The following is a 23,728-nucleotide window of genomic DNA, read 5'->3' on the forward strand; positions in this document are numbered from 1 at the left end:
TGTGAGTCTTTATGACCAGGAATATGTGCAAATGAGTGTTCGGGACGTGTATCGGTCTCGATTTAGTGACTATGCACGATATATCATTTTATCGCGAGCGATTCCCGATGTTCGAGATGGCCTCAAGCCTGTACAGCGAAGAGTTTTATACTCTATGTATAAAGAGCGGAATTTACCGGACAGACCTTACCGGAAGTCGGCTAAGACGGTAGGAGATGTGATGGGAAATTACCATCCTCATGGTGATTCTTCGATTTATGAAACCATGGTAAACCTCGTTCAGAAACATAAAATGCGGGAACCGCTTATTGATGGGCATGGTCATTGGGGAACCGTTGACGGAGATTCGGCAGCGGCCATGAGGTATACCGAAGCGAGACTGACGGACATCTCGATGGAGATGCTAAGGGATATTGAAAAGGATACGGTTGACTTTATTCCTAACTATGATAACACAACCAAAGAGCCGACCGTATTGCCTTCCCGTTTTCCGAATTTGCTTGTCAATGGGGTCACGGGTATCTCCATTGGTTTTGCAACGGAAATTCCTACGCACAATTTGCGTGAAGTCATTCAAGGAACCGTCGCTCTTTTGAAGAACCCGGAGTTATCTCTAGATGAACTCATGACCTATATTCCTGGGCCTGATCTGCCCTTAGGCGGGATTATCCAAGGAAAGTCAGAAATCAAAAAGGCTTACAGGACGGGCTCAGGACGAATCGTGATTCGTTCTAAAACCCACATAGAAAAAGGCAAGCAGGGGAAACAGCTGATCGTTATTGACGAGATTCCTTATACGGTTAAGAAAAAAGCCCTTGTCCAGCAAATTGATGAAGAGATTATTGATAAAAACGTGGATGGTTTGCTAGAGGTGCGAGACGAGACGGACCGCGAGGGTCTTCGTATTGTTCTAGAAGTCCGCAAGGACGCCGAGATTGACGGCATTCTCAATTATCTTTATAAAAAGACCGATCTGCAAATTTCATATAGCTTCAATATGCTGGTGATATCGGATACTCACCCGAAGCAAATGGGGCTAAAAGAAATCCTTCAGGCTTATATCGAGCATCAGAAAGAAATCGTTACCCGACGTACTCAATATGATTATGACAAAGCGGAAAAGCGTCTTCATATTGTAGAAGGCATCATTAAGGCGATTTCGATTCTACGAGAAGTGATTGACACGATCATGGATTCAGACGGAAGAGAAGACGCTAGAGAAAACTTGATGAAAAAATATGATTTCACGCATGATCAAGCGGAAGCCATTTTAGATATCCGACTTCATCAGCTAACGAAGCTAGATATTAAAAAATATGAAAAAGAAGAACAGGAACTGCATAAGAAACTTAAAGAATGGAATACCATTCTAACAAGCGAGACTCGACTTAAGAAAGTAATAGAAAAAGAGTTAATGGAGATCGCGGATAAGTATGGTAATGAACGCCGTACGGTCATAGAGGATGAAATCGAAGCAATTGCTGTCGATATTTCTATTACCGTTCCTTCGGAAGATGTCATAGTAACCCTATCTGAAGACTTATATATTAAAAGAGTATCCATGCGTTCCTTTAGCAGCTCGGGGGGAACCCTCGAAACCGCAGGGGTGAAAGATGGGGATCGGATCAGATTCTTCCGTAAAATCAATACGATTCACTCCTTATTGCTCTTTACGAATGATGGGATGTATTATCAAGTTCCTGTTCATGAGATTCCGGATGCTAGATGGAAGGATCCCGGGACGGCTTTGGTTAATGTCGTGGGATTGGGGAAAGAGCAAAAGGTAGTCGGGATTATCCCTGTTGAAGATTTTAATCAACCGGAGCTTTTTGTCCATTTTGCTACGGCGAAAGGTCTAGTGAAAAAGACGGCACTATCTGACTACAGTACAAACTTTAAGAAGCGTGGAATTGTAGCAGCCAAAGTAAAAGAAGATGACGCCGTGATCCATGTGGCTATAGCCTCAGAAGAGAATCATATGCTTCTGGTAAGTAAAGAAGGAATGGCTATTCAGTTCTCCTTAAAGGAAGTAAGCGCCATGGGAAGAAATACGGCGGGTGTTAAATCGATGAAGCTCGCAGATGAAGACGAACTGGTGGCGGCCTTTATTACAAAGGAGGAAGATGAGCGGATATTGGCCATCTTAACCGCAGAAGGTGTAGGAAAACGGATTTATGTGTCGGATTTCCTTGTTCAAGCTAGGGGCGGAAAAGGCTTAGTGGTCATCAAACGCCGGAAAACCAAGCCACACCGACTCATCTACGCTATTCTTGAGACCGATCCTCTCGGCGATATTTATTACGTAACCAATAAGGGACAGGAAGCTCTTGTGAATTTCCAGCAAATTGATGTATCCGATCAGGGAGGAATAGGAAAAGAGCTGTTGACCCTAGAGAAGGGGACGGAGATTGCTAAAATTTATCAGCGGCCCTTAATTCTTGATGATAAGCCTGATGAGGAAGAAGATATTTCCTAGGTAAGCGCAAAATTCGATATTCCCCGCGCGATGTATGTCGCGCGGGGTCTTTTTGTGTCACGTAAGATCATGTTAAACTATAACAAAAACGAGGTGTAGTGATGAAAATAGGAATCGTCTCGGATACCCATATGCCCTCTAGAGGAAAGGTCATTCCCGATGCCCTAATCCAAGGCCTTAAGGATGTAGAACTTATTTTACATCTTGGAGATTGGACCCAAACGGAAGTCATTCGAGCGTTTGAGCAGCTGGCTCCAATAGATAGTGTGGCTGGCAATAATGACGGAGAAGAAATTATCGCAAGATTTGGGAGAAAAAAGATCCTGAATCTTGGCGGCTTCCAAATTGGTATGGTCCATGGAGATGGAATGCGCAAAACAACGGAAGCGCGTGCCTGGGAAGCGTTCAAAGAAGAAAAAACAGATGTGATTCTTTTCGGGCATTCTCATGTTCCTTTTCTCATGAAGCATGAGGGCGTGATCTTGTTTAATCCCGGCTCACCTACCGATAAGAGACGGCAGCCACGATACTCCTATGGTATTCTAACTTTAACTGATACCATAAAGGCGGAGCACTTTTACTATGATGACAAATCCTAACCAGAAGAGAATAAGAGATTATGGAATCATGATTGGTACCCTGCCAACGGGACCCTTAAACCGAATTTCTGACGTAAGCGGCGTAAAGGTCGGCCATGTGACCTTAAGACAAGGGTCTGTTCAAACGGGTGTTACCGCTATTCTCCCTCACGGAGGAAATTGCTTTAAAGAAAAGGTGGCCGCCTCGAGTTATGTCATAAACGGTTTTGGGAAGACGATAGGGACGATCCAGATTGAAGAATTAGGGACGATTGAGACCCCCATTCTTTTGACCAATACCTTGAGTGTGGGAACGGTAGCTGAGGGATTGGTCAACTATATGCTGCAAGAAAATGAGGAAATTGGGCTCACAACGGGTACTGTAAATGCTGTTGTAGCGGAGTGCAATGATGGGTATTTGAATGATATACGAGGTTTACATGTAAAAAAGGAGCATGTTAGGGAAGCGATTACTCAGGCCAAGGCGGAATTTGAAGAAGGTGCGGTTGGAGCAGGGACGGGGATGTCTTGCTTTGGCTTAAAAGGAGGGATTGGTTCAGCTTCCCGGAGAGTAGAACACGAGGACTATATGATCGGTTGTCTTGTTCTATCTAATTTTGGGCAGAAAGAGGACTTGCTTCTTGCCGGTCAACCCATTGGACAGTGGATTCTAGAAGAAGAGGAGGAGAGGGGGGAGCAGGAGTCAGATAAGGGCTCGATTATCATCGTGTTGGCAACGGATCTTCCCTTAAGCGACCGACAGCTGAAGCGCGTGGCGAAGCGTGCAACGGTAGGATTAAGCCGGACAGGATCATATATTGGTCATGGAAGTGGAGACATTGTAATAGCCTTTAGTACAGCGAATAAAGTGCCGCATAGCCCTAGCGTAGCGATATCGCAACAGTCTGTATTCCATGATCACTATCTTGATTCAGTATTTCGAGCAGCTGGTGAGGCGGTAGAGGAGTCCATCTTGAATTCCATGGTAACGGCGACGACTATAATAGGGAGAGATGGACACCAGAGAAAATCCCTACAAGAATATTTACCAACTTATGTATCAAAGTTCAGATATTCTTCACTTTTTTAAGTGATGTAATATGTTACCATAAAGGCAGTTTAGGAATTCAGATAGGGTTCGGGGGAGAAAATGGATGACTACACCGTTAATGGACTTATTGAAAGAGAAGCGCAAAAAGCCGGAGGATATACTGGCCCTCATTCAGGATGGTGATGATATTATTTTGCCATTGGCAAATGGAGAACCCAAGGTCCTACTAGATTGCATTGAAGCTCATGCCACTCAGTTTCGCCAGGTTCGCATTCACCAGATGCATGCGCTTCGCCAAAGAGACTATATTAATGGTAAATATGTAGATCACTTGAAGCACGTAGCCTATTTTTTAAGTGGCGCGTCACGCAAGGCTTTTTTAGAGGGCAATTGTGATTTGGTACCTAATCATTTTCATGAGGTGCCAAGAATTCTAAGAGAAACCACGAAAACGTCCCTCGTTATTGCTTGTGCTTCATCCATTGACGAGCATGGCTATTTTTCATTCGGCACGCAAGCCGATTATATTTCTTCCTTCATCGGCAAGGTTCCCTTCTTTCTTGAAGTCAATATGAATATGCCTCGCACCTTTGGCGCGAATCAGATTCATATCAGCCAAATCGAGGGATATATTGTAGAGGATTACCCACTGCATGAGGTTCAACCTCCTTTGATTACGGATATCGACCGTCAAATCGCAACGTATGTTGCTGAACAGATTGAGAATGAATCAACGATTCAAGCCGGTATCGGAGCTATACCCAATGCCGTCATCAGTCTGCTGAATCATCATCAAAACTTAGGAATACATACGGAGCTCCTTTCAGACGGAGTGGTGGATCTTGTAGAAAGAGGCGTGGTGAATGGAGTCGCCAAGAAGACTCATCCCGGTAAGGTAGTGGCCACTTTCGCGCTTGGCACGAATCGGTTGTATGAGTACATTCATGAGAATCCAGGAGTTTCATTTTTGCCCGTTGAAGAAGTAAATGACCCGAGATTAATTGCTAGAGAAGATAAAATGATCTCTATAAATGCTACGACGGAAGTAGACTTTTTTGGGCAATGCGCTTCGGAAACGGTGGGAGGTAAATATTATAGCTCTAGTGGAGGCCAATCTGACTTTGCGAGGGGGGCGAGATTCGCCAAGCAGGGGAAGGGGTTCATCTGCATGCACTCTACAACCAAACAAGACACGATATCGAGAATTCGTCCTCAACTTTCGTTAGGTTCAGCGGTAACGACATCTAAAAATGATGTGGATCGGGTAGTCACAGAATATGGGGTTGCTGAGTTAAGGGGAAGAAGCATCGCGGATAGAACACGGGCCCTCATTAGCGTTGCTCATCCTAAGTTCCGTGATGAATTAACCTTTGAAGCCAGAAAGCTGGGATTTTTAATTTGATTTAGATTTAGAGGTATAACGGGAGGGTGTCCCTAAAGGTCGATAGAATCATCGACTCCTAGGGATCCCCTCTTTTGTTATCCCTTTGATAAGCGGTAGTACTGCTCTTGAAGTGATTTGCTTTGGTGTGGCGGATAGTTGCTGAAAGCCCAATAGCCTTCAGCATTAAAATGGGCACCAAGTTGGATGGCGAGTTCTAGATTGAACATGTGTATATTGGCTTCTTGGAGGGAGAAAAAAAGCTTTCGATTGACCAGGCGATCCTCTATGTAGATATCGATGACATGGAGTTCGCCTTCTTGTTTTTCTGCTATTCGCACTTGATGGCGGTCATAAGGGAATTCTGGTTCCGTTCTTCTCTGCTGATTCAACCCCCAACCCCCTTTCAGCAAGGTATTATTGATATCATATACGTAAGCGGTTACACATAGGTTACAAAAACATGTAAGTGAGAGCTCGTTCCTCTTATCTGGGTCGGATAGTCACGAAACCAAGTAAATTGGTGATGCACTGAGGGAGTTTTTTCAAGGTTTTGTATGGTATTAGGTCTGTTTTTTATAAGTGCAATCTAAACTTAGGTTTAGTGCCTCCCAAGTTAAGCTGATTTTTAAGTATTTAGGCTTTTTTTGTCCTCGCAACCTGATCCGGGACTGCGTGGCTTGGTTCCAGGTCTGGATGCTCACGAGCAGGGTCCGAATGCTCACGTACCTGGTAGGATTCCAACTAATTCAAGTGATTTGATCACGAAACCAAGCAAGTTGCTCCCATACCGGTAATAATTCCAATTAGCTAGAGCACCTTGCGAAGTTTTTGAAACCGCCCGAGAGCCAAAATGGAGGTATCAAAGCAATCGTATGATACACTGAATCCGCCCGAGAGCCAAAATGGAGGTATCAAAGCAATCGTATGATACACTGAATCCGCCCGAGAGCTGAAATGAAGGTAACAAAGCGATCGTATGATACACTGAAACCGCTCCAGAGCCGAACTGGAGGCATCAAAGCGGTCGTATGATACACTGAAACCGCCCCAGAGCCGAAGTGAAGGTATCAAAGCGGTCGTATGATACACTGAAACCGCCCCAGAGCCGAAGTGGAGGCATCAAACGGGTCGTATGATACACTGAAACCGCCCGAGAGCCGAAATGGAGGTATCAAAGCGATCGAATGATACACTGAAACCGCCCGAGAGCCGAAGTGGAGGCATCAAACGGGTCGTATGATACACTGAAACCGCCGAGAGCCGAAGTGGAGGCATCAAACGGGTCGTATGATACACTGAAACCGCCGAGAGCCGAAATGGAGGTATCAAACGGGTGGTTTGATACACTGAAACCGCCCGAGAGCAGAAATGGAGGTATCAAAGCGATCGAATGATACACTGAATCCGCCCGAGAGCCGAAATGGAGGTATCAAAGCGATCGAATGATACACTGAATCCGCCCGAGAGCCGAAATGGAGGTATCAAACGGGTGGTATGATACACTGAAATCGCCCGAGAGCCAAAATGGAGGTATCAAAGCAATCGTATGATACACTGAAACCACCCGAGAGCCAAAATGGAGGTATCAAAGCAATCGTATGATACACTGAATCCGCCCGAGAGCCAAAATGGAGGTATCAAAGCAATCGTATGATACACTGAATCCGCCCGAGAGCCGAAATGGAGGTATCAAAGCAATCGTATGATACACTGAATCCGCCCGAGAGCCGAAATGGAGGTAACAAAGCAATCGTATGATACACTGAAACCGCCCGAGAGCCGAAGTGAAGGTATCAAAGCGGTCGAATGATACACTGAAACCGCCCCAGAGCCGAAGTGGAGGAATCAAAGCGGTCGTATGATTTACTGGAATTCGCTGTTGTCTTGTGCCCATGCGAATCCCCACTTCAAAGTGGGGGGAGGATGTCAATCTACCATATGTTCTGATATTTCTTCATCAGCAGAGTTATATCGCTTGCCTATGGCGTTACCTAGCTTGATGACGATCAGCATGGAGAACACGCTAAAGGTCATAAGGCCATAGTATCCAGCTCCGATGGCAATTCCTAAACCGCCGGCAAATAAGATCATAGAAGCGGAAGTAAGCCCCGAAACTCTTCTTCCTTGCTTTAGGATCAGGCCTGCACCGATAAAACCAAGGGCTGGAGGGATTTGCGCAGCTAAACGGGCGGGATCCATCATGGTAACGCCATCCTGTGCATAGACATGGAATAGATCTACAGAAATGATGGTCATTAGAGTGGAGGCGACAGTGACGAAGGAGTAGGTTTTTATTCCAGCGGGTTTATGTTTAACCTCTCGGTCCCATCCAATCAGGAAACCTACAGCCACTGCGACGAAAATTTTTAAATAAGGCTCCAAATCATTAAAGGATAAAGAAAGTTCGATAGAGAACGCCCCTTTCTTTGGGTAATACGTTCGAAAAGGTTGCATAATTGTTTTATTATTATATTAGCCAGCAAAATGAAATATGAATTTGAAGGAGATGCTATGATTTATCCACAAGAATACATACGTTATCTAGTACACTTTCACGGGGATCGAGACTTTTTCGAATGTCATGAAATCCTTGAGGAATATTGGAAGTCGCAAGAACCTCGTTCTGACATCTGGGTAGCTCTGATTCAGCTAGCAGTTGGACTCTATCATCATCGTAGAGGCAATTTGGTTGGAGCCAAGAAAATGATCGAAAGTCACTTGAACCGCTTGGATCCAAGGGACTGCGGGCAATTAGGCCTGGATTATCAGCAACTCACAGAGCTCGTAAGAGATAGACTAGATGAAATTGCCCTTGAGCGCCCGTATCGTGAATTGAATTTGCCCCTTGTTGATTCGGAACTTCTTGCCCGGTGTCAGGCTGAATGCAAGAAACGAGGATTTGAGTGGCAAGGAGAGAGTAGTACGGACCCGGAGCTCGTTCACCGTCATTCTTTGCGAGATCGTTCAGATGTGATTCAGGCCCGAGAGATGGAGCGGTTAAAGAGACAAAAAGCAAGAAAAGAAGATTGAGGTTGCTGAATATTTCATGGTAATGATAGCCATACTTTGAACGGAGGTGTTTAAAGTATTATGGCTGCCATTGCAATCACATTAATCCTACTTACCCTTTTTTTGCTTTTTGTTTCGTGGACCTACCGAACAAAGGCCCCACAGTTTGCGAAGTGTAGTCGTTCCTGTCAGAGATACCTGTTTCGGGCCTTATGGAAAGAGGGGTATTATCCTGAAGTGGAGTATGTCGTGGGAAAAATTGAGATTGACATCGCTTTTCCTTACAGCAAGGTGGCTATTTTTTGCGGATGGAATAATTGGGAGGCAACTGACCTAGAATGGGCTAAATGTAGGAAAAAAGAACGGCTCCTACGTGAGATGGGCTGGAAAGTGATCCGGCTGAGTCCAAGAGAAATCTATCAACGACCCAAAGTTTGCGTACAGAAAATCGAACAAAACCTTTCCATGGCCAAGCTTATATTCTGATTCGCCAGAATATGAGCTTTTGTGTTTTTAATTCGCAAAAAGGCTTGCCAAATTAGCTATAACTATGGCCTAATAGTAGAGACGAATGAAAAAAGTTCAGGGAGAATATGATGTCTTCTTTACATATGTGGTTAGATCAAGTAATTAATGTGTTATTGGATTATGGAATCTGGGGACTATCCGTGATGGCTTTTTTCGAGTCGGCCTTTTTTCCTATTCCGCCAGATGTCCTGCTGATTCCGCTTGCTCTCATGGATACAGATACTGCTTGGCTGCTAGCTCTAGCCACGACGATTGCTTCTACGCTTGGAGCTCTTCTCGGCATTTGGATTGGAAGATGGCTAGGGAGACCCATTCTATCGAAGTTTATTAGCGAGTATCAAATCCAGCGAGTAGAGAGCCTTTTTTCAAGATACGGAGGCTGGGCCATCTTTGTCGCGGCCTTTACCCCTATTCCGTTTAAGGTGTTCACGGTGGCAGCCGGGGTATTTAAGGCGAATGTCCCAACGGTTTTATTTGCTTCACTTATTGGTCGGGGGGCGCGTTTTTTTCTTATCGCTGGTGCTATCTACTTTGTTGGAGATCGAGCGATGGATTTGATTTCTCAATTTTTGGGGCCTGTTACCTTTGCGGTAGCTGCGTTAGTTTTGATTGCAGGGTATATTTTCAAGAAGAAAAAACACCGTTAGTATAATGTACAAACTAGGTAAGTACTATATAATGATGTTGAGATTGTGCTAGGGTGGTGAGCAGCGTCGTGTTTTATCCCAAGAAGTCCATCCATGAAATTCTTACAGCTGCAACAGAGGTGTCTACTGCAACCGAGCTGGCTTTTCAGATTGAAAACGCCTGGCGCAAGCGGTTATGGACACTGGTCGCATCCACATTCGCTATTATTTTATTGATTTGTACCCTTACTATTTTTGTTAGTTTTTCTGTTATTGCCAAGGAAAAAAAACGACAAGAAGCTTCCATTCTTACGAGCGTACAAACGATTTCAAAGCTAGCTACGGTCCAGCACCATTACTCTGATATTTTTGAATGGAATGACCAGAAGGACCTCGTCCTTTTCCAGCTGAAGAAGTCCCTTCTCGCTACAGGTACGGCATCCGTCCTGGCAGGAATTAATTTAGAGGAATCTGAGTTGACTGTCTTTAAGCAGGGCGAGCAAGTGAAGATCACGTTTCCGCGTGCACAGATTTTTTCTGTGGATAGTCAGCTTCAGTTTGCTGGGGAAGCCGATATGATTTTTCGCAGAATTTCTATAGATGACCGAAACCGATTACTACTAGAATCAAAAGAGAGCTTCCGGAAGAAAGCGTTAGAATCTGGCATTATTGCACAAGCCGAAGAAAAAGCGGCATCCCAGATTTCAAGCTATTTGGAAGGATTAGGATATCAAGCAGAGATTACTTTCCAATAAAATCATCAGGATGAATTTCCTGATGATTTTATTTTTCCCTGCTGGTACACTGAGAATAACAGATGTTCGGGAGGTGTTCGCATGTTGTCTCTATCTGACGGATTACGTCATACCATATTACAGCTTCTAGAGGAATGGACGGAAGATGCTGAAGCCTTGCATACTCCAAGCCAGCTTCGTCGGCTTATACAGGAGCAAGGGATTGGAACCTTCTTAAAAGTAGAGCGTATGGACAAGCAAGAAATTGCTGACTACTTAAGAGGAAGAACGGTTGCAGGCGTCGACGGCTCCTCCAACTCCTTTGGCGGCAGCTACCCCGGGACGGTGGCTTTGCTTCAGGCTGGCGCGATGACGACAAAGCGTGATAAATACCTAGCAGGAGACGCGGTTTCTCCCATGAGTCAAAGGGATAAAAAACGTATCGCTGCTTACCAAGAGCGGCATAACTTACGAGAAGAAGAAGCTTATAATCGATACAAGGATGAACGAATGGCTCAGTTGGAAGTGGAAGCAGCTATCGAGCTATTAAAGCATGAGGAGCCTTGCTTGGTTCTGTTTGACGGAGGGTTTGTCCGCTATGAGTCCAAGGCCTTCCTATCCTGGGAGGAATATACGGCTCTGGCAAGACAGAAGGAAATTCTCTCCATAGGGATTATAGAAGAGGTAGGAACCAACTTTATCTCTAGATCTCTTGCAGATGAACTGAACGGGAGATTGCTTCCATTTGATCGCCAGCTTCTTTTTGGCGTGCTGGAACCCGGTGAAGCCTTGCTGCTAGACGAAGGCCTTAAGCATAAAGGGTTTTCTGGCCGTTATTATACTTGCTTTGCTAGACTCTCCAAGCATCCCTCGATCATTGGCTGCGATGTATTTCAAGAGCAGAAGCAGGAGCTGTTGACTGCGCTCCGTTTTTTATATACGAACACTTTGGATGCTGGACGCGGGGTGCCTTTTTGGATTGATCGTGTTGACCATGAAATTAAGCTTTCTTACAAGGAAACTGAAGCCATCGTTCGAAAAACTTTTCCTGCGGCTTGGGTAGAGAAATATCTAGTAAGCCAACGGAGTCGAAGAGATATATAAATTAAGGAGAAGCACGGGAGGAGAAGGAGCAATATGATTCATATTGTCGGTATTACGACGCCGCAAGAAGTATTTGCAGCATCGAAGGACAGGCCCTTTCATTTGAATGAAATTTTGATGATCGAGGACGAACGCTTACATTTCCCAAAAGGGGAAGTGATTTCAACTCAATCTTATAATCGTTTTATTCCCCTGGAGATGGATAGTGGAATGAAGCTCGATCAGACCTTCCTTTCTAGCTTAGAGGAAGCAGGGTATTCCATCCAGGATGACGTCATCCATGTGGCCAAGATCCGATTGCTGGATTCGGTTGCGACACCGGTAACCACAGGTTCAATGGTCCGCGTGCCTGCCTTCCATGAGGTGGAGAAGCTTTTGATACGAAAGTATCCGGAGGATGGCCTGACTTTAGGTGTTGTGGTAGGTACGGAAGAGATAGGAAAACAACTGCCTGAAGGCTTGACGGGCGTGGCTCCCTTATATGACACCAGATTTGGCGTAATGGAACAAACAGGCGTTCCTTTTATTTTTGATTATCGAGCGATGAATGAATATCCGCATATCGGTATTTTTGGAGGGTCAGGCTCTGGAAAGTCCTTTGGAATGCGTGTTTTGCTGGAGGAGATCATTAAGAAAAAAGTGCCGACCATCATTTTCGACCCTCATTTTGAGCTTTCTTTTGATGTGCCTTTTGATGGATTGCCAGCTGGTTTTGCTGAGGATTTCCGCAAAAGAACGGCCCAGTATACGCTGGGTAAGGATGTAGGAATTGATTTCACGGAATTAGCTGCCCAAGATGTGGTCAGCCTGCTGAACTCGTTAGGATCCTTCCTTAGTCCGCTGCAGGAAAATGTCGTTGAAACCCTGCACCGCAAAAACATGACCTTTGAGCGTTTCCGTGATATTGTCTATAACTTGAAGACCGCGATGGAAGAAGAAAAAAGCCTTCAAACCTCGGACGAGCGCGGCCGGGAGCTCAGCCGATTGCTCAACAGCGTCAAAGATAAAATTACCCATATTGGACCTGTGGATGCGGTTCTGTCGCGTTTGAATATGCTAGATCTAACTGGATTGGTTCGTGGAGATGCCCGGCAGGTGGAGGCCGATATGCTTTCTCGAAAGGTGGTTACCATTCGAGGCCCGATTAAGCAGCTTCGCCTATTTGCTGCTTATCTCACCCGCAGCTATTATCAAAAAAGACGAGAATACAAGGATGCTCTACAGCAAGGAAGAAATCCGGAGACCAAGTTTCCTCCTTTTATCGTCGTTTGCGATGAAGCGCACAACTTTGCTCCAGCAGGTGGGGACGAGCGTTCGCCGACCAAGGATATTATTAAGGAGATTGCCCAAGAGGGCAGGAAGTATGGAGTATTTCTCGTACTCGCCACTCAACGTCCTGCTACGCTGGATTCAACCGTAAAAGCTCAGTTGGCAACCAAATTTGTGTTTAAGACCAATAACTCCAATGATATTGAAACCATTAAAGAGGAAACCGATCTGTCTCCAGAAGAGACCAGACGCTTGCCTTATTTACCTTCCGGTACAGCATTTATATCTTCGTCTCTGACCGGTCGAAGCATTCTTGTTCGTATCCGTGTGTCCAAAACACGCAGTCCGCATATGCTTAATCCATTCGACGAGCTCGAAACGGAGTTTAAAGGTCAACAAGATGCGCTATGGGACAAAATTCTTAAAGCGAAGCTCTTTCCTTGCGGGGCTGGCAATATTGACGTAGCCGAGTGGCAGGCTAAGCTGGGAATGCCACTCACCCGGGACCGTATCATCACCATGCTAGAAGATTATGTAGACGAGGGTAAGCTTCACAAAGAACGAGGCATTTTTGGAACAGAATATTGTCTCGCGTAAGGAGAGGGAAAAGTGATACGTTTTTTATACCTGACGGATACCCATATCAGGGGAACATCTCCAGCCAATCGACTGGATCATTTTCCAGACACGCTGAAGAGAAAGCTGAATGAAGCGGTGGACCTAGCCAATCAGTTTAAGGTCGATGCGGTGTTGCACGGAGGGGATGTGTTTGACGTGCCCTCGCCGTCTCCTTCTGTGGTTGGAGAGTTTCTCTCGATTTTCACACGATTAAATTGTCCGTTATACGGAATTATCGGCAACCATGATGTGTTTGCTCACAATCCGCAGACGCTAGACCGAACCATGCTCGGGCTGGCTAATCGATTAGGCATTATTCGAATCATCCATCCCGGTGAGCGGATTTATGTTGAAAAGGAAGGCACGCGCGTACAGCTCACGGGCCAGCATTTCCACGTGGACCTAGATCGCCGGGATCCTACGCTTGATTATTGCATAACGAAGGAAAATGCCGATATCGCCATCCATATGGTTCATGGCATGCTGATGGATCGAAGATTTATTGAAGGCGTAGCCCATACCATCATCGATCAAATCGTGGGAACCGAAGCGGATATGACCTTATGCGGACATAACCACCTAGGATTTCGCGATACAGAAAGGGATGGGAAGATTTTCTTGAATCCCGGTGGCTTTGTCAGGTTAAGCAATCATCCAGCTGAGATGGCTCGACGTCCTCAGATGGTACTGATTGAAATTGAAAATGCCAAACTGAAGTATCGCAAAATTCCTCTCCAATCCGCTCCTAAAGGAGATGAGGTATTGGATCGAAGCAAGGGTGAAGAAGCCATTTATCGAGAGCAGAAGCTGAATGCGATAGTGGATGAAATCAAGCAGGCAGGCCAATTCCAGTATGCAAATATCCATGACATTATTGAACAGCTGGCCAACCGAGAAGGGATCACCGCTCCGGTCCGCGATCTAGTGATGGATAAGATTGCACAAGCCCAGGAACGATTGGAGGCTAGCGAATCATGAAATGGATCCAGCGTGTCATTATTGAAGATTTTCAATCTCACCGGTTAACTGAGCTCGAATTGGTAGAAGGCTTCAACGTTATTGTAGGGCCGAGTGACCAAGGGAAAACAGCAGTACTGCGGGCGATCCGATGGGTCTTATACAATGAGCCTAAGGGCAATGACTTTATCCGGGTAGGTTCCAATAAAGCCAAAGTGACCCTTGTAATGAATGATGGAACTATTGTGAGCCGAGAACGTACATCCTCCAGAAATCGTTATGCCGTAGCTGTTCCAGGAATGGAAGAGCAGGTCTACGAGGGCTTCGGGCATACGGTACCGGAGGAAGTAATGGAAGCAACGGGAGTGCGCTTGTTAAAGATGGATGAGGACCATCAAGTACCAATTAACATCGGAATGCAGCTAGATTCCCCCTTTCTCCTAGAAAGCAACGGCTCGATTAAAGCTAAAGCGATAGGCCGTATTAATGGGGTCCATATTTTGGACTATGCCCACAAAACGACAAGCAGCGAATTGAACAGCAAACAAATGGAAGAGCGGAGAATTCTAGCGGAAATAGAAAAGCGAGAAGAACAGCTTCAGCTTTATGAAGATCTGGACCAATGGGAAAAGGACCTGGTTCAGGTGGAGCAAAAGCTAAAGCAGGTTCAAGACCTTGATGCACGCAGCCAGTGGCTTCGAGATAAACAAGAGATGAGAAAAGAGATCGTTAAAAAACTTCTCACAGCAGAGGACTTCTTAAAAAAACTGGAGACCCTGGATCTAGCTGCCGCAAAGTGGCAGAGGGCTGAAGTCGTAGAGCGTGCAGTGAATCAGTTAGAGCTGATGCAAGGACAACAGCGTGAGATCGAAAAATCGCTGGAAGCTGCTCGTCGCTGGATCATGCAAACCGTACAACTTCCAGAGGCAGAGGGGAAGCTTGAGCAGGCATTGAGCTTACAGAATCAAGAACAGGCGATGCAAAAGCTAAAGCAGACCGAGACAGCACTAAAAAAAGAATCTCTCGAGATTACGAGGGTGTTGGAAGGGACTTGTCATCTTACACAGGCTGATCAGACTTATCACCAGGTACTTGAGGTGGACAAGCAGGAACAGAAATTGGTTGCCCTCCATCAGAAATCTTTGGAATATCAGGATGTTTCTCGCAAAATAGGACTCGTAGTACGGAAGACGGAGCATCTCGAGAAGGCTCAAGCACTATGGCAAACCTGGGAGGATCATGAGAGGCATGCCGATCGTCTGCAGGGTTATTCGATCAAGAAGCAGGAACTGAGTCGTCAGCTTCGCCAAGTAGATTTATACCTGTTGGAAAGTGAAGCCCTAGAACACGCGGGCGGGACATGGGAGAAAGCGATGGCGTATGAGCGGAAAATAAATGAGCTGCTCACTCACCATGCACGGCTATATGCGATGCGCGAGGAAAGTCAGAAACTGAATGTGGAGATTCAGGAAACAGATGCCCTGCTAGAAGGCTGGGCCAAGCAGTATTATGAACAGCTCAAGACGCTGGGGCGATGTCCGATCTGCTTAGGGGAGATTGAACAGCATACCGTGGAGAGAATAGTTTCGGAGATAAGCTAGGGAGGAATCAATCAATGAGCCAAGAGCAATTAAATAAGCTAAAGATAGCCATAGAAAAAGGAAAAGAGCTAAGAACAAGGGCCTTAAGTCGTAAGGAAATTCTTGAGCAGCAAGAAAAAGAATTGCTGGAGGAAATTCGCAAATTGGGCGTAGATCCTGATCGGCTCGAGGAAGAAATCACGAAATTGCAGGCGGAGAAAGAACGTTTGCTAAAAGAGATCGAAAGTCTTATTCCTTATGATCTCATTAAGTAGTTGGGGGTAGGAATATGGACACAGAATCTCAATTACAGGAAAGGGCAGCCCGCTTCCGCCAACTATATGAGCGCAGAAGAGGCCAGCAGGAGCATTTGCTTCAAGAAAAGCGGCAATGGCAGGAAAAGCTTGAACAGCTTCAGGTAGAGATAGAAAACTATACGAAGGCTCGCTACTTGCTTCAGGAAGCTGCATCATTTGCCCGTGAGCAGGCAAGGCAAAATATTGAAGCATGGGTAACCGGTGCGCTGCAATTTGTTTTTCATATGGATAATATTGCGTTTCGAGTCATCCTTTCTGAAAAAAACAATCGGCCCGATGCAGAGTTTTATGTGGTCTCAAACTATGATGGGGTCATGGTGGAAACCAAACCCCAAGATGCGAGGGGTGGGGGGGTAGTCGATATCGTCTCCCTCGCCTTGCGGATTGCCCTTATGGAATCAGGGAGACACAAAATTGATGGCCCGCTCATGCTCGACGAGCCTGGCAAGCATGTATCGGAAGAGTATGGGATGATGTTGGCCCAATTTTTAAAAGGCGTAACTCAAAAAACCAAACGTCAAGTGATCCTGGTCACGCATAATAACTACTTAGCGGAATCCGGCGATCAAGCCTATCAGGCGGTTTTACAACAGGGGGTAAGTGTTCTTACGCTCCGAGATCGAGGTCAATGGTATTAGGGAGGGCTTTAAGCCCTCCTTTTGCATTTCACTGATTAGGCATGCGATCAAAAAGAACAGGCAGCATCCTTAATTCACTGACCATCTGCTCTTCACAAAAGGGACAGAGAGGATCATCCGAAAAGAAAAACTCTTTGCGAGCCCATCCGGAACAAGTATCGACCGCACATTTCCATATTTCCGTTTCGATTTCCTCGACGGGATCTGGTTCCTTTTTGCGATTAAAGAACAAAATGATTCCTCCTTCGTCTTTGCTTTGCTTAGTCTTTCCTGAATCGGAAAAAATATCCGTTTTATTTGCGGGATTACTTTACAAGGATGGATTCGTCGACTAAAATAAGAACATACATTCCGGTAAGGAGGAGCATAATGGATTTTACTTTTGTCCACGCAGCAGATCTTCATCTGGATACGCCCTTTGTCGGATTAAGCCAACTGCCGCCACCATTGCGAGAACGGATCCATGAGTCCACCTTCCAAGCTTACGATGAGCTCATTCAATTTTGCATCGATGAACGCGTTGACTTTTTAGTGCTGTCCGGGGATATCTTTAATTCAGCCGACCGAAGTTTGCGCGCTCAGTTAAGGTTTCGTGATGGTTTGGCACGACTATCCTCTCAAGGCATCTCCAGCTATGTGATTCATGGCAATCATGACCCTCTAGATGGGTACCGGGCACGTCTTGATTGGCCTGAGGGAGTACATATATTTGAAGGGGATCGAGTGGAGTCCGTTCCCTTTATGAAGGCTGGACGGGAGCAAGCACGGATTTATGGCATTAGCTATGCTACGAGTCACGTGCAGGAGAACCTTGCTCCTTTATTTCGCAGAGAAACTCATGATGTCTTTGCCATCGGCATACTTCATACGAATGTGGGCAGTGTAAGTGCACATGGCAACTACGCTCCTTGTTCGATCGAAGATTTGAATAAAGCAGGAATGGATTATTGGGCTCTTGGGCATATCCATGCGCGGAATGTGCTGAAGCAGGCCAACCCGGTCATTGTATATCCTGGAAACACGCAGGGACGAAGTTTCAAGGAAACAGGGGAGAAGGGGTGTTATCTAGTCCGAGTAGAGAATGGACTCCCTTCGCTTCACTTTAAGCCATTGGACAAGGTTCGCTGGTTTGACCTCCGGATTGATGCTAGCGGTTGTCACACGGAGCAGCAACTAATCAGCTTGCTAGATGAGCACATGAATGATTGTATGCAGCATGCGGGAGGGGGATCCGTCATTACTCGCGTAACCCTGGTTGAGAATGAGTGGCTGTCTTCAGTTCTTAAAAAACAAAGTGTCATGGAAGATCTACTCTTAAGATATCGCGAGGTCAGTGAACCTTTTTTGTGGACCCAATCGATTGGCGTTGTCTCGCCTCAATTGCATATCGAAGATCCCTTTTTGCTCGAGATGGCAGACTGGGTCAATCGCCTGAAGCAGGACTCCTCCCTTGCGAGAGAATTGTTACAAGATGCTCAAGCTCCTCTCGTGCTTGAACACCGGCTTGGAAGCAAGTGGTTGACGGGAATTAACGCGTCCGAAAAAGAATGGGTGAGAGAATTTGAACGGATGCTGAGCGCTACGGATAAAGGAGGGAATTGGAAATGATCATTACCTCCGTCCATATTTACGGTTTTGGCAAATATCAAGACTATTCCGCCGCCTTTGGTCCTGGTCTTAATCTTGTAGACGGTCACAATGAAGCAGGAAAAAGCACCCTTTTGGCTTTTTTGAGAGCCATGCTGTTTGGCTTTGACAGCCGCAGGAATCCCGAGCTTCGTTATGAGCCGTTCGGAGGCGGAAAGTTTGGTGGAATGCTGACGTTGCTCGATTCAAATGGACAAGAGATTCGCATTGAGAGGCTTGGCCATAAAAAATCTCAGGGAATTGTTCGCGTGTTTCTCCCGAATGGAGAAGAGAAGGGGGAAGAATGGTTAGCGCGCTTGTTAGGGGGCATTTCCCCGCAATTCTATGCTCAGGTGTATTCCTTTGGCCTTACTGAGCTCTCCCACCTGAACAGCTTAAATCAAGAAGATGTGGCCCATTTTCTATATAACTCCGGTACGGGGGTATCTCTTCAGCAATGGGAGAGAAATTGGGTGGAGGAAACAGAAAAGCTTTTTAAACCCAAAGGGACTCAGCCTATCATTAATCAGCTCTTGAACCAATTGGAAGCTATCGATCGGCAGCTTCGTGACGGTCAGCAAGAAAATGAGGCCTATAATCGGTTATTAGACATGAGAGAGGACTTAGAACTGCGAATCTCCTATTTGCAAGAGGAGATGGGATCTCTTCAGCAACAGGTTAAAAAATGGGAAAGAGTAAAGGAATTATATCCGTTGCAGCAAGAGCTGAAGGCCAAGGAGTCCCAATTACGTGCGTTTCCTGAGAATCTTACTTTTCCAGAACAAGGACTTGCAAGACTTCAACAGATGGAGCAAGAGCTGTTTCGTTTAGAAGCTGAGATAGAAGATCTAAAAGAAGCAATGAACGAACAGACTGGCCGGATGAACCACCTTTTCGTAGATGAAGCTTTGATTCATCATGGTGATGAAATAATGATGCTATGGAGACAGGCTCCTCGCTTCCAAGAAAAAAAGGAACAGCTAGATGCCTTACGAGGAGAGCGTGATCTCCTCGCACGTACGATTGACCGCTATTTAACTCAGCTTGGTGATGATTGGAACCGAGAAAAGCTAGCTTCCTTCGACGGGTCCATACGCCGCAGGGAATGGATAAGAGAGCAACGCCAACTTCTGCAAGATCTGGCTTCCAACCAAAAATCAATTCATCAGATGAAAATCCAAAAAGAAGAGGAAGCTAGTGAGCTGCGCCATCAATGTGAGCTCGCGAGAGCCAAGGCGCCAACGGCAACCCTACCTCCCTTAGAACAACTCGAACAAGAATTTCTAAAGCTTCAAGCGATTCATATCGCTCTCCAGAACGACTATGAACAAAGAGCAAGGATAAATCAAGGGAGAAATGCGGCGAAGAAAAACAAAAATACGAGCGTTACAGCCAAAGGGCTTATATTGTTGCTAGGGCTGGCTATAAGTGGCGTCTGGGCGGTTATGTTTGAGCCCTCCTGGTTCTTCGTGCCTGCCTTAGCAGCTGTATTTCTCGTCATCTGGCTCTCCACGAAAAAAGGCGAAAAGGAATCTCAACAGAGCTTGGGAGAACTGGATGCTAGAATTAGCGAGAAAGAGCAGCAGGTAGCAACAATAGCTGACCAATCCTTTAAAGGAGAAAAGTCGCTGGATGCCATTTCGTTATATATACGGCAGATGAGAATGAAGCATGAAGAGCATCTCCGATACCTTGAGAAGATACGTTTCAAGGAAGAGCAGCTCACCTTCATCACTCGAGATATCCAAAAGATTCATCAGAAAGCACAAGAAGTTACTTTCCTTTATGAACGAGAATGGGAAGAATGGAATAAGCAGCTGGTGGATTTCGAGTTGCCTCTTGGGCTAAGCCCTGAAGGAGTGCTAGAAGTTTTACATATCACGGAGAAGGCGAAAGAAGTGCTGCTTCAGTTTCAAGAACGAGTAGAAACATACGAAGCTCTTGAACTGGAGATTCATAGATTTACTGAGGCTGTAGAGCGCATTTGCCATGCACTCCAGATCGATTCTAACCCAGATCAGCCCTGGGCTCCAATCCAGTTGCTATATGGTAAATTATTGGAGAGCTACGAACGGGTAAAAGAAAGGAAATCGCTAGAAAACAAAGTCCAAGAACACCTACAGGATCTAAGGAAAAAAGAAGGATTGCGGAGAAAATGGCAGGATGAGCTTCAGCGGTTGCTGCAATTAGCCCATGCGGAGGAAGTTGAGGAGTTTCGAAAACTAGCGATACTCTTTGAGGAAAGACGAAAGTGCGAAGAGGAAGCTAGACAACTCACACAAGCTTTACATGCATCGGCAAACGAGGAGCTTATTCATCTGCTCTCTACATGTGAAAAGGAAGAGGCGGAGCTTAAGTTTGACAATGGGTTAGCTGATCTCGAGAAGCGTCAGCAAGAGCTGCAGCAGCTCATTGATGAGAGAGGTCAATGCAAGCAGAAAATCAAGCGAATAGAAACTGGTACAAGCTTAACGGCACTCCATCAGGAAAAACAAGAAATTCTTACCGAACTAGAAGAGGCTTCCAAGCAATGGACGACTTCACGAATGGCTCTCCTGATCGTAAAGAAGATTAAAGAGGCCTACGAATTAGAGCGTCAACCAGGAGTATTGCAAAGAGCCACGGCTTATTTTAAACAGATGACAAACGGACGTTACCAACGAGTGTTTTCACCTCTAGGAGAGCCCAAATTAATGGTTGAGACGAATAATGGTATGCGGCTAGATCCTTCCTTTTTAAGCAGAGGAACACGTGAGCAGCTGTTTTTATGCTTGAGATTTGCGCTAATTGAGGAATGTGCAGGTCCTGAAATGCTCCCAATCATTCTGGATGATATTTTCGTTAATTTTGATCAAGGGAGAACGGATCAAGCCATTGAAAGGCTTGCGGATGTGAGTCAGAAGCAGCAAACTTTTTTGTTTTCTTGCCATGAGCATGTCGTTGAGCGGGTCAAGCAGAGAATACCTCATCATCGTTATTTGAGCTTGAGTAAGATGGAACTATCAAGATAAGGAGGGGACTATTTTCCTCCTTATTTTTTTCTAGGAAAACTGTGGAATTGTTAGTATAATATATGATGAAGGACAAGATGGAGGTGATCAATGACGGACTAGCATGAACGATGGTTTACAGCTTGGCAACTTATTAATAGGGAGATGAATGTATGATTAACCATCTTTATTATTTACTTTCCCTTTCACAACCCCAAGGTGACAAAGGGAAGATCATTGTTTTTCATCGCGATGGGAACTATGAAACTCAATGGACAAGCATTGCTGAGGAAGTAGAAGAAACACTGATCTACTATACCGGCCCGGAAAAAGAAAAAGCATGGCAAGCGGTAGAAGCTCTACAAGTCGAAAAAGCAAAAGAAGGCTTCACCCCCGATAGTACACTACTCAACCTAACCCTCTCAGCCATCCCTACATCTTACCAATTCATTAGGAAGCTCGAATGTTTTTCACATAGGAATATGAATGATGAGATATTTCAAGAGCTAAGAAAATGGAGAAGACATGCCGCTTCTAAGGCTCAGATTCCTCCTTACTTTATTGCCACAGACAAGCTATTGTCCATACTCTCTACGGTAACTCCCCATCATCAGGACGAACTTGTTCAAATTCCCGGCATTGGCAGCAATAAAGCCCAACTATATGGACCAGGTATACTCGAGATTACCCAGAAGGCTCCGCAGCTTTACCCTTTTCCTCTTGATTGGGTAAATGATAAAGTATTGCCTGAAGAACTTGCCGTGTGGCTTCTAGAAGAAAAAGTAGCAAAGGAAGAGAAACGACAGCATCGCCAAGAACAAGAACGTATGGAGAAAACGGCTTTATTAGAAGCGATCCACCAGCATGTATCCATAGAGCCATTAGCTCAGAAGCTCTCCTTAAATATCGCTCAGCTTATGAAAAAAATCCTGGATCTTTCTAAAGAAGGATATGACCTTCTTCCTTACTTAGAGAGCGAAGTGAGTAAAATACAAGAGTCATCTCGAATTGAATCGGTGGTATCTATGGTCGGAAGTAGCAGGTTGAAGCCGATATTTGAGCAGTTATACGGGGATGGAAAAGGGCTGGCATCCAAGGAAAGAGGGGAGAAGTATAACCAAATTCGCTTAATCTGCGCGCTTGTACAGCTTAAATCGGCTTCATAGAGTAAAGTTACTTAAACAACCGGATGAGCGATCCATCATCCGGTTGTTAAAGGTTTCATTTCAATAAGATGCCAGAGAACAAGATTCTTGCCAGTAGCTAGATTTTGAGCTGAACACTTAGCTAGCTTAAGCTTCGACATGTCACCCAGAAAACCCCGGTTTCTTAGTAGCATGTCGCGTCGTGCCCGTCCTTTGATTACGGTATTTGTCTCTTGCTCTAAGATTTCAAATGTATTTTCACGAAGATTCATGCCTACGAATGAACCGATGGATTCTAGCTCCTCCGTCCGATCTATTCGGATAGAATCAATAGCTTTTAGGATGGAGGTGATTTCATCCTGATTTGCTGTAAAGCGATAAGCCTCCTGACTGGGACGTTCCCACTCAAAGGCCATTGATACTTCTTGCTCCACCATAAAATTCATCCACTTCCGGTACAGATTCAAGGTTCTCGGACCGATGGCGGCTGCTTGCTCGAGCAGCTCATTGGCATCTTGACTGGAGCTAAACAAGTCAAAAAGCTGATGGAAGGATTGTGAAAGCAAGGGTTGATCCGTTTGAGATGCATGATCGACTGCAGGCACCAGCTCTAGTCCAAAGGAACCTGGAAAAGTATGCTTGATAGTGAGATCAGACTGCCGTAAGACATGGGCCGGTATGTAATCCGTTTGCAAGGGACCACGCTGGATGGAGTAGGCAATCTGATCGGTTATGGACTGTAGGCTATGCAGGATCGAGGATAAAGTACGAATAGGAATAGATCCTCTACCAATATCTTTCCCTGAGAGAATGAGCCGCAGTTTTTCATTCACCGGTTCCTGATGCCCGGTAGGGGGAACGACTTCCTCAGGCTCATCCGGCACAAGAGTGTCAATAGGAAGATCCCCAATCACATCCTCCGACAAGCTGGCTTCCAGCTCTCGTTCTTGCTCTTTAAACTCAAGCAGTCGCTTCACCAGCACAGCGGAAGAGAAGATGTACTCCGTTGAGTTCGGACTTAATTGCTTTTTTAGCTTTTTTAATTCCTCTTCCGTACTTTTGATTTTCCTATGAATAGCTAGGAGCTCATCACTCAAA

The 23,728-nt window shown here is 45.5% G+C and carries 21 protein-coding genes; 17 read left to right on the top strand and 4 right to left on the bottom strand.

Annotated elements, in window-relative coordinates:
* Window position 1: 1 nt before the first annotated feature.
* The 4 genes from parC (at window position 2) to EIZ58_RS03500 (ending at window position 5,507) form a co-directional block, all read left to right on the top strand.
* Window positions 2–2,476, top strand: coding sequence for a DNA topoisomerase IV subunit A (parC, locus tag EIZ58_RS03485; protein ID WP_240688925.1), 2,475 nt, complete (start codon window positions 2–4; stop codon window positions 2,474–2,476).
* Window positions 2,477–2,577: 101 nt separating this feature from the next.
* Complete coding sequence (locus tag EIZ58_RS03490) at window positions 2,578–3,075, top strand: metallophosphoesterase family protein (RefSeq protein ID WP_134699125.1); 498 nt, start codon at window positions 2,578–2,580, stop codon at window positions 3,073–3,075.
* Window positions 3,059–4,144 carry a DmpA family aminopeptidase gene (locus tag EIZ58_RS03495; RefSeq protein ID WP_240688926.1) on the top strand — a complete coding sequence of 362 codons (1,086 nt, stop codon included), beginning with the start codon at window positions 3,059–3,061 and terminating at the stop codon, window positions 4,142–4,144. Before EIZ58_RS03490 ends, EIZ58_RS03495 begins: the two co-directional genes overlap by 17 nt.
* A gap of 64 nt (window positions 4,145–4,208) precedes the next feature.
* Entirely contained in the window at window positions 4,209–5,507 is a 1,299-nt protein-coding gene (locus tag EIZ58_RS03500; RefSeq protein WP_240688927.1) for an acetyl-CoA hydrolase/transferase family protein, read from the top strand.
* 77 nt (window positions 5,508–5,584) lie between these two features.
* On the opposite strand, the gene EIZ58_RS03505 is transcribed toward EIZ58_RS03500, so the two are convergent.
* Together EIZ58_RS03505 and EIZ58_RS03510 are read right to left on the bottom strand one after the other, a co-directional pair.
* Window positions 5,585–5,878 carry a hypothetical protein gene (locus tag EIZ58_RS03505; protein WP_134699126.1) on the bottom strand — a complete coding sequence of 98 codons (294 nt, stop codon included), beginning with the start codon at window positions 5,876–5,878 and terminating at the stop codon, window positions 5,585–5,587.
* A gap of 1,537 nt (window positions 5,879–7,415) precedes the next feature.
* A complete protein-coding gene (locus EIZ58_RS03510) occupies window positions 7,416–7,943 on the bottom strand; it encodes an MgtC/SapB family protein (protein ID WP_134699127.1) in 528 nt (175 codons plus the stop codon).
* Window positions 7,944–8,000: 57 nt separating this feature from the next.
* Here EIZ58_RS03510 and EIZ58_RS03515 point away from each other — a divergent pair, with 57 nt between their 5' ends.
* The 10 genes from EIZ58_RS03515 (at window position 8,001) to EIZ58_RS03560 (ending at window position 16,869) form a co-directional block, all read left to right on the top strand.
* Window positions 8,001–8,519 carry a DUF309 domain-containing protein gene (locus tag EIZ58_RS03515; RefSeq protein WP_134699128.1) on the top strand — a complete coding sequence of 173 codons (519 nt, stop codon included), beginning with the start codon at window positions 8,001–8,003 and terminating at the stop codon, window positions 8,517–8,519.
* A gap of 60 nt (window positions 8,520–8,579) precedes the next feature.
* Window positions 8,580–8,984 carry a PDDEXK family nuclease gene (locus EIZ58_RS03520; protein ID WP_134699129.1) on the top strand — a complete coding sequence of 135 codons (405 nt, stop codon included), beginning with the start codon at window positions 8,580–8,582 and terminating at the stop codon, window positions 8,982–8,984.
* 110 nt (window positions 8,985–9,094) lie between these two features.
* On the top strand, window positions 9,095–9,673 hold the full coding sequence (locus EIZ58_RS03525) for a YqaA family protein (RefSeq protein WP_240688928.1): 579 nt from the start codon (window positions 9,095–9,097) through the stop codon (window positions 9,671–9,673).
* Between the two features lie 56 nt (window positions 9,674–9,729).
* On the top strand, window positions 9,730–10,407 hold the full coding sequence (locus tag EIZ58_RS03530; RefSeq protein WP_167577468.1) for a DUF4230 domain-containing protein: 678 nt from the start codon (window positions 9,730–9,732) through the stop codon (window positions 10,405–10,407).
* 81 nt (window positions 10,408–10,488) lie between these two features.
* Entirely contained in the window at window positions 10,489–11,490 is a 1,002-nt protein-coding gene (locus EIZ58_RS03535; RefSeq protein ID WP_134699131.1) for a DNA double-strand break repair nuclease NurA, read from the top strand.
* Window positions 11,491–11,523: 33 nt separating this feature from the next.
* Complete coding sequence (locus EIZ58_RS03540) at window positions 11,524–13,356, top strand: ATP-binding protein (RefSeq protein WP_134699132.1); 1,833 nt, start codon at window positions 11,524–11,526, stop codon at window positions 13,354–13,356.
* A gap of 12 nt (window positions 13,357–13,368) precedes the next feature.
* Complete coding sequence (locus EIZ58_RS03545; RefSeq protein ID WP_205672102.1) at window positions 13,369–14,355, top strand: metallophosphoesterase family protein; 987 nt, start codon at window positions 13,369–13,371, stop codon at window positions 14,353–14,355.
* Window positions 14,352–15,935 (top strand): AAA family ATPase, encoded by a 1,584-nt coding sequence (locus EIZ58_RS03550; RefSeq protein WP_134699133.1) that lies wholly within the window; start codon window positions 14,352–14,354, stop codon window positions 15,933–15,935. The genes EIZ58_RS03545 and EIZ58_RS03550 overlap by 4 nt, the downstream gene beginning before the upstream one ends.
* A gap of 14 nt (window positions 15,936–15,949) precedes the next feature.
* The gene (locus tag EIZ58_RS03555) at window positions 15,950–16,189 is read left to right on the top strand and encodes a hypothetical protein (RefSeq protein WP_134699134.1); all 240 of its coding nucleotides are present in this window, start codon (window positions 15,950–15,952) and stop codon (window positions 16,187–16,189) included.
* A gap of 14 nt (window positions 16,190–16,203) precedes the next feature.
* Window positions 16,204–16,869, top strand: a complete 666-nt coding sequence (locus tag EIZ58_RS03560; RefSeq protein WP_205672103.1) for an ATP-binding protein — start codon at window positions 16,204–16,206, stop codon at window positions 16,867–16,869.
* 28 nt (window positions 16,870–16,897) lie between these two features.
* Here EIZ58_RS03560 and EIZ58_RS03565 read toward each other — a convergent pair whose 3' ends face one another.
* Complete coding sequence (locus EIZ58_RS03565) at window positions 16,898–17,101, bottom strand: cold-inducible protein YdjO-related protein (RefSeq protein ID WP_134699135.1); 204 nt, start codon at window positions 17,099–17,101, stop codon at window positions 16,898–16,900.
* Between the two features lie 137 nt (window positions 17,102–17,238).
* Between EIZ58_RS03565 and EIZ58_RS03570 the strand changes: the two genes are divergently transcribed.
* From EIZ58_RS03570 to EIZ58_RS03580, 3 genes are all read left to right on the top strand, one after another.
* Complete coding sequence (locus EIZ58_RS03570; RefSeq protein WP_167577469.1) at window positions 17,239–18,477, top strand: metallophosphoesterase family protein; 1,239 nt, start codon at window positions 17,239–17,241, stop codon at window positions 18,475–18,477.
* On the top strand, window positions 18,474–21,506 hold the full coding sequence (locus EIZ58_RS03575) for an ATP-binding protein (RefSeq protein ID WP_134699137.1): 3,033 nt from the start codon (window positions 18,474–18,476) through the stop codon (window positions 21,504–21,506). Before EIZ58_RS03570 ends, EIZ58_RS03575 begins: the two co-directional genes overlap by 4 nt.
* Before the next feature lie 152 nt (window positions 21,507–21,658).
* On the top strand, window positions 21,659–22,651 hold the full coding sequence (locus EIZ58_RS03580) for an HRDC domain-containing protein (protein WP_134699138.1): 993 nt from the start codon (window positions 21,659–21,661) through the stop codon (window positions 22,649–22,651).
* A gap of 35 nt (window positions 22,652–22,686) precedes the next feature.
* Here EIZ58_RS03580 and EIZ58_RS03585 read toward each other — a convergent pair whose 3' ends face one another.
* The gene (locus EIZ58_RS03585) at window positions 22,687–23,727 is read right to left on the bottom strand and encodes a hypothetical protein (RefSeq protein ID WP_134699139.1); all 1,041 of its coding nucleotides are present in this window, start codon (window positions 23,725–23,727) and stop codon (window positions 22,687–22,689) included.
* Window position 23,728 lies beyond the last annotated feature (1 nt).

It is taken from the genome of Ammoniphilus sp. YIM 78166 (assembly GCF_004522215.1).
In the GTDB taxonomy this organism is placed as follows: domain Bacteria; phylum Bacillota; class Bacilli; order Aneurinibacillales; family RAOX-1; genus YIM-78166.

Bases quoted from the DNA above. Each gene is read 5' to 3' on its own strand.
- EIZ58_RS03490 (WP_134699125.1), top strand. From the start codon at position 2,578: ATGAAAATAGGAATCGTCTCGGATACCCATATGCCCTCTAGAGGAAAG.
- EIZ58_RS03495 (WP_240688926.1), top strand. From the start codon at position 3,059: ATGATGACAAATCCTAACCAGAAGAGAATAAGAGATTATGGAATCATG.
- EIZ58_RS03500 (WP_240688927.1), top strand. From the start codon at position 4,209: ATGACTACACCGTTAATGGACTTATTGAAAGAGAAGCGCAAAAAGCCG.
- EIZ58_RS03510 (WP_134699127.1), bottom strand. From the start codon at position 7,943: ATGCAACCTTTTCGAACGTATTACCCAAAGAAAGGGGCGTTCTCTATC.
- EIZ58_RS03515 (WP_134699128.1), top strand. From the start codon at position 8,001: ATGATTTATCCACAAGAATACATACGTTATCTAGTACACTTTCACGGG.
- EIZ58_RS03520 (WP_134699129.1), top strand. From the start codon at position 8,580: ATGGCTGCCATTGCAATCACATTAATCCTACTTACCCTTTTTTTGCTT.
- EIZ58_RS03525 (WP_240688928.1), top strand. From the start codon at position 9,095: ATGTCTTCTTTACATATGTGGTTAGATCAAGTAATTAATGTGTTATTG.
- EIZ58_RS03535 (WP_134699131.1), top strand. From the start codon at position 10,489: ATGTTGTCTCTATCTGACGGATTACGTCATACCATATTACAGCTTCTA.
- EIZ58_RS03540 (WP_134699132.1), top strand. From the start codon at position 11,524: ATGATTCATATTGTCGGTATTACGACGCCGCAAGAAGTATTTGCAGCA.
- EIZ58_RS03550 (WP_134699133.1), top strand. From the start codon at position 14,352: ATGAAATGGATCCAGCGTGTCATTATTGAAGATTTTCAATCTCACCGG.
- EIZ58_RS03555 (WP_134699134.1), top strand. From the start codon at position 15,950: ATGAGCCAAGAGCAATTAAATAAGCTAAAGATAGCCATAGAAAAAGGA.
- EIZ58_RS03560 (WP_205672103.1), top strand. From the start codon at position 16,204: ATGGACACAGAATCTCAATTACAGGAAAGGGCAGCCCGCTTCCGCCAA.
- EIZ58_RS03570 (WP_167577469.1), top strand. From the start codon at position 17,239: ATGGATTTTACTTTTGTCCACGCAGCAGATCTTCATCTGGATACGCCC.
- EIZ58_RS03575 (WP_134699137.1), top strand. From the start codon at position 18,474: ATGATCATTACCTCCGTCCATATTTACGGTTTTGGCAAATATCAAGAC.
- EIZ58_RS03580 (WP_134699138.1), top strand. From the start codon at position 21,659: ATGATTAACCATCTTTATTATTTACTTTCCCTTTCACAACCCCAAGGT.